The sequence below is a fragment of the Psychrobacter sp. genome, from assembly GCF_030457785.1.
GTDB lineage: Bacteria > Pseudomonadota > Gammaproteobacteria > Pseudomonadales > Moraxellaceae > Psychrobacter.
This window is the reverse complement of sequence record NZ_JAKDUI010000222.1, coordinates 1-4,337: the sequence shown is the minus strand read 5'-3', so window position 1 is coordinate 4,337 and position 4,337 is coordinate 1. Positions and strand designations below refer to the sequence as shown.

Annotated in this window: 3 protein-coding genes; all 3 read right to left on the bottom strand. The window is 45.0% G+C overall.

Annotation, left to right across the window (positions count from 1 at the left end; genetic code table 11):
- Window positions 1–269: 269 nt before the first annotated feature.
- The gene (ispE, locus tag L0J61_RS09635; RefSeq protein WP_301466235.1) at window positions 270–1,241 is read right to left on the bottom strand and encodes a 4-(cytidine 5'-diphospho)-2-C-methyl-D-erythritol kinase; all 972 of its coding nucleotides are present in this window, start codon (window positions 1,239–1,241) and stop codon (window positions 270–272) included.
- Between the two features lie 76 nt (window positions 1,242–1,317).
- Entirely contained in the window at window positions 1,318–1,965 is a 648-nt protein-coding gene (gene lolB, locus L0J61_RS09630; RefSeq protein ID WP_301466234.1) for a lipoprotein insertase outer membrane protein LolB, read from the bottom strand.
- A gap of 177 nt (window positions 1,966–2,142) precedes the next feature.
- Window positions 2,143–4,068, bottom strand: coding sequence for a tetratricopeptide repeat protein (locus L0J61_RS09625; protein WP_301466233.1), 1,926 nt, complete (start codon window positions 4,066–4,068; stop codon window positions 2,143–2,145).
- Between the last annotated feature and the right edge of the window lie 269 nt (window positions 4,069–4,337).

Genomic DNA, 4,337 nt, shown 5'->3' with positions numbered 1-4,337 from the left:
AACCAACGGATGTCAGGATCAAAACCTGATGCCTTACCAACTTGGCTATACCCCTATTGAGGCGACCTATTATAAGTAAATTTTTAGATTTTGCAAGTCATTTGCGGTTTTTTCTGGCGTTTAATCTTAATTAATGAACGATTGAGGCGTTTTTCAGTCCAACCCAATGTGTTATTTTGGGTTTTGGTGCAATCTTTGGCTACTTAGCAATTACAAGTGTTATAAGCCAATAAGAGTTAGTAAAGAATCAGTGTTATAGACAGTCAGCGCTATAAATTACTAACAATGCGACCTGCACAGGGTGCATCTTCAATCCATTTAGCCAAAAGTGCACGATCAGATACCACGCTCGCATCTAATGGTAAAAAGACTGAGCTGCCCGATCCAGTCATGCGGGCTGTGCCGAGTGCCAACTCCTCCAACCCTTGTAGATAATGTAATGCCTCATCGACAGCAGGAGCGAGGCTTATCACCACTGGTGTGAAGACATTACGGTAGGGGGCAAGCAGGCTTTGCGTGTAACGGTCTGATTGATGCTGAATAGTTTCTATGGCAAGTGGCTCGATATCACGGTGCAGTCTCGGATGCGAGAAGAGGGTGGCAGTATCGATATGTGCATCAGGTGTTAGGATTAAATAATGTTGATCCGGCAAGTCGATAGCCGTCAACTCTTCTCCAATACCCGTGGCAACAGCGTCTTGCCCAAAGATAAATATCGGTACATCTGCACCGACTGTCGCCGCAATTTTTATCAGCTGATTTTGACTAAGATTAAGTTGCCAAATCTCATTTAGTGCCAATAGGGTAGCCGCGGCATTTGAGGAGCCCCCACCGAGACCTGCACCCATCGGTAAGTGTTTATCTAAGGTGATTTGTACGGATGGTAGCTGCTTAGGTAGCTTATTCAACTTTATGGCAGTGTCTAATAAAGCGCGTGCTGCCTTGAATATCAGATTATCCTCTATATTTGTCGTTATCGATTCTGCACCGGTTAAGAGTAGCAGTTCACTGCATAGCTTATCAAGGCTTGGCGCATCGCTGCTAATGTCACTGCTGGTGGTTATCAGTGGTTCTTGTACCGAAAAATGCAGATAGTCCCCCCAATCCAGCAGGCGGAAGACGGTCTGTAGGTTATGATAGCCATCAGCCCGCTTACCTGTGATGTGCAAAAATACATTAATTTTGGCGGGTGATAGGTAGGTAAGGGCAGAGTTAGATGAAACGGCTAAATGGTCAGTCATAATATTGCGTCGTTCACAGATGTCTTGATAAACAAGAAGGGGGTTGATGAGTAGCTGATCGTTTATCCATTGCCGATCAATCTTGGGAGGTTGAATGATTGATAGTCATGATCACTTTGTTGCCTTGTGGTTGAGTTGCGCTTATTTTGCTTGGCAGTGTTTCTGTCCCTTGATAGGTAAAGGTTGCCGTCCACTCACCATTAACCGAACCAATCAAACGGTTTTGATCATCAAGCTGAGGTGTGCTGTCTGAAGGCGCTGGTTGACCAGATATCCAATAAGGCATCTGAGAGATAGGCGCTTGCCAGCCAGTGGCTTTTGATAGCAGTGTTTCAGGATCATCTGCTGTCAATGTACCTGTCTTTTCGCTTACCAATGTGGCGGTCTGTCCATTGTATTCGATATTGGTTTTTCCAATCCCCAATGCGCCAATCAGTTCGATAGCGAAGCGTTCATTTTGCTGTCCCCATGCATAAAAGGCACTACCACCTTGCGCGCCGGTAGTGTCACTCGCGGGTGTGGTGACACCTATTTTACCTGTGATATTAAAGTCATCAAGTTTTTGCGGTTGTTCACTGGTTTGATCCTGTGCCATTGTGCCTGATGGATTGGCAGCGCTGCCTGTTTTTAGTGATTGGCAGCCAGAGGTGATGACGAGTGCCGCAGTCATCGCAGTGAATAGGGAGAGTTTGGTGGGCTTATAAGCAGAGGCTGCTAATGACATGATATATCCTCAAAAATAGGCAGGTGTACAAAATAATGATGGTTATAAGTGGGTAGCTTACGCTTTATTTGTTGCTCAGTTATACGTGGGTGTTAGTGTCTTATAATCGCCTTGTAACAACAATACTTATAGGGCGTGTTTGACAAACCAGTAGGGCATGCTAGATAAACCAGCACATCAATACAATTGTACGCGGTCGTTGACGTTTTGCTGACCGAATGAAAAACGCTGTTGTAAGTCTGATAGTAGGGCGCCGACCTTGTCATTGTCGCCCAAGCCCTGATAAGCGCGCAGTAATAAAGTCCCCGAGCGCAAAGTAGGGAAGACATCATAAGGCGTCTTCAAGTGGTCGATGACTTGCTGGTAGTTTTCGTTGGCTAAAGCGTTTCCTGCTAATACGTTGAGAGCTTGCAAGTGCAAGTCATTATCATAGCGTGGGTCATCGTAGGAAATCTGAGAAATGGTTGTGGCAAGTATTAAACCTCGCTCAGAGCTGAGGTCGTTGGCCAGCAATAGTTGAGCATAACTCAGCTGATAGGTCAGATTGCTTGGGTCAAGCGATTGTAAATGATTGAGCAATATGCGTTTGACGATATAGTCGTCTTGATCGTCGAGGAGTTGGGAGCGGGCAAACAACAACATTTCATTATCAGGGTAATCGCGAGATGCTCGTGTTAGCAGTTGCAAGGCTGCTTGCGATTCATTTTGTTGCCATAAAACATCCGCTTCCATCACGTAGGCGTCGGGCGCAAACACGCTGAATTGTCTGCGCAGTTTTTGCAAGGCAGCAATTGCGGCATCGGCGTCGTCATTGATCAGCTCTAAAGCGACGACTTTTCTACGCGCTTCTAATACCAAGTCTTCTTGCATGACACTGTTAAAATAAGACTTGGCTTGTTCAAATCGTTGTTGGCGCTCAGCACTGATACCTAAATAGTAGTAAGCTTGGTCAAGATAAGCTGGATTTTTTGCGAGCAAATTTAGCAGATGGTCAGCTTCATCATAGGTTTCTGTATCTAGGCTCACTAAAGCAGCAAGCAGAGTGATTTCAGTGTCGTCACTGAAGCGATCGTGTGCTTCTAGCAATAATTCCAAGGCTTCTTGGCTTTGTCTTAAATCCAACAAATAACGAATTTCGTAGAGGTATAACCCTTTGCTGTCGGGGTTGCGTAGGCGTGCTTGGCTGACATAATTGACAACGGTTTCTGAGGTGGCGATTTTGCGTAAGATATCCGCTTTTAAGGTAATGAAAGGGACATTATCAGGGTTAATCTCCAATGCGTGATCGATGTGGATGATAGCAATCTCAGGCTCATTGAACTGATAAAGCAAACCCGCCTTCAATACAGATAGCGAGGCGTTTTGTTCACTATCAAGCGGCTCTAAGGCGAGGAGCAGATCACGTTTATCTTCATCGGTATCAGGATAGATGCCGATTAGGATTTCACTTAAATCTGCTCGAGGGTCGTAACGCAAGATACGATTTAGTGTGTCACCAGCTAAGACATAGTCGTGTGCTCGTAGCGCCAAGTGGGCGACATAAAACCAAGCAGGAACGTGGCCAGGGTTTTGAGTTTGCCATGATTTGGCAAATTGTAAGGAGTTTCCGACACTTTCATTTTGAAGCGATAAGCTCAGTGCCCTCTCAAAAACCGCTGTTGAATCTTCTTTAAAAGATTGCTGCTTATAAATGGTGATGGCACGCTGTTTATTATTGCGATCTGCAGCAAACTCAGCATCTAGCAGGGCGTATAAGCTTGGTTTTGTCGTTTCAGGTTGCCAAATACTTGGTGGTGTTAGGCTGTTAATATTGCTCGTGTTTTGTGCTATTTTCCTGCGCTCGCTGATGGTTACGCTTGCGTCGGGCTGGCTGTTAGCCATGTTGGTATTTGTTATGAGAGGCGATAGGGCGGGCTGGTCAGCTGCAGCGGCATCAGAAAGAAAGGCATAAGCAGGAGTAGATAGGCACAGGCAAACGGCCAACGATAAGGCTAGCTTATAAGGTTGGTACAGACGTTCAATAACGCTATGTAATAAAGCACGGAGGCTAAATCTCTCGTTATGTATAGACTGTGATCGAAACAATGACCCAAAAAAAATCATAAATAATCGTTATGTTCGCCCAAAGTTTGTCTCTTCAGAAAGTGATGAGTTGCTAATGACTTCACCGCTAAGCACTTTTAACAAGCTAAATGTTGCACGGTTGATGTGGGTGGCATTCACCTACCACGGTCATTATAAAAGTAGGTTGGTATGACAAACAATAGTGCTCGTGTTACCGCTCGTGTTAGCTAGGAATCGACCATCACACCTTTAGTAACCCCAGTTCGGGATAAGCCACATTGTAACTCATTGATACTATTTACAATGTT

Excerpts from the sequence above, each read along its gene's own strand:
- ispE (WP_301466235.1), bottom strand. The coding sequence starts at position 1,241 with ATGACTGACCATTTAGCCGTTTCATCTAACTCTGCCCTTACCTACCTA.
- lolB (WP_301466234.1), bottom strand. The coding sequence starts at position 1,965 with ATGTCATTAGCAGCCTCTGCTTATAAGCCCACCAAACTCTCCCTATTC.
- L0J61_RS09625 (WP_301466233.1), bottom strand. The coding sequence starts at position 4,068 with ATGATTTTTTTTGGGTCATTGTTTCGATCACAGTCTATACATAACGAG.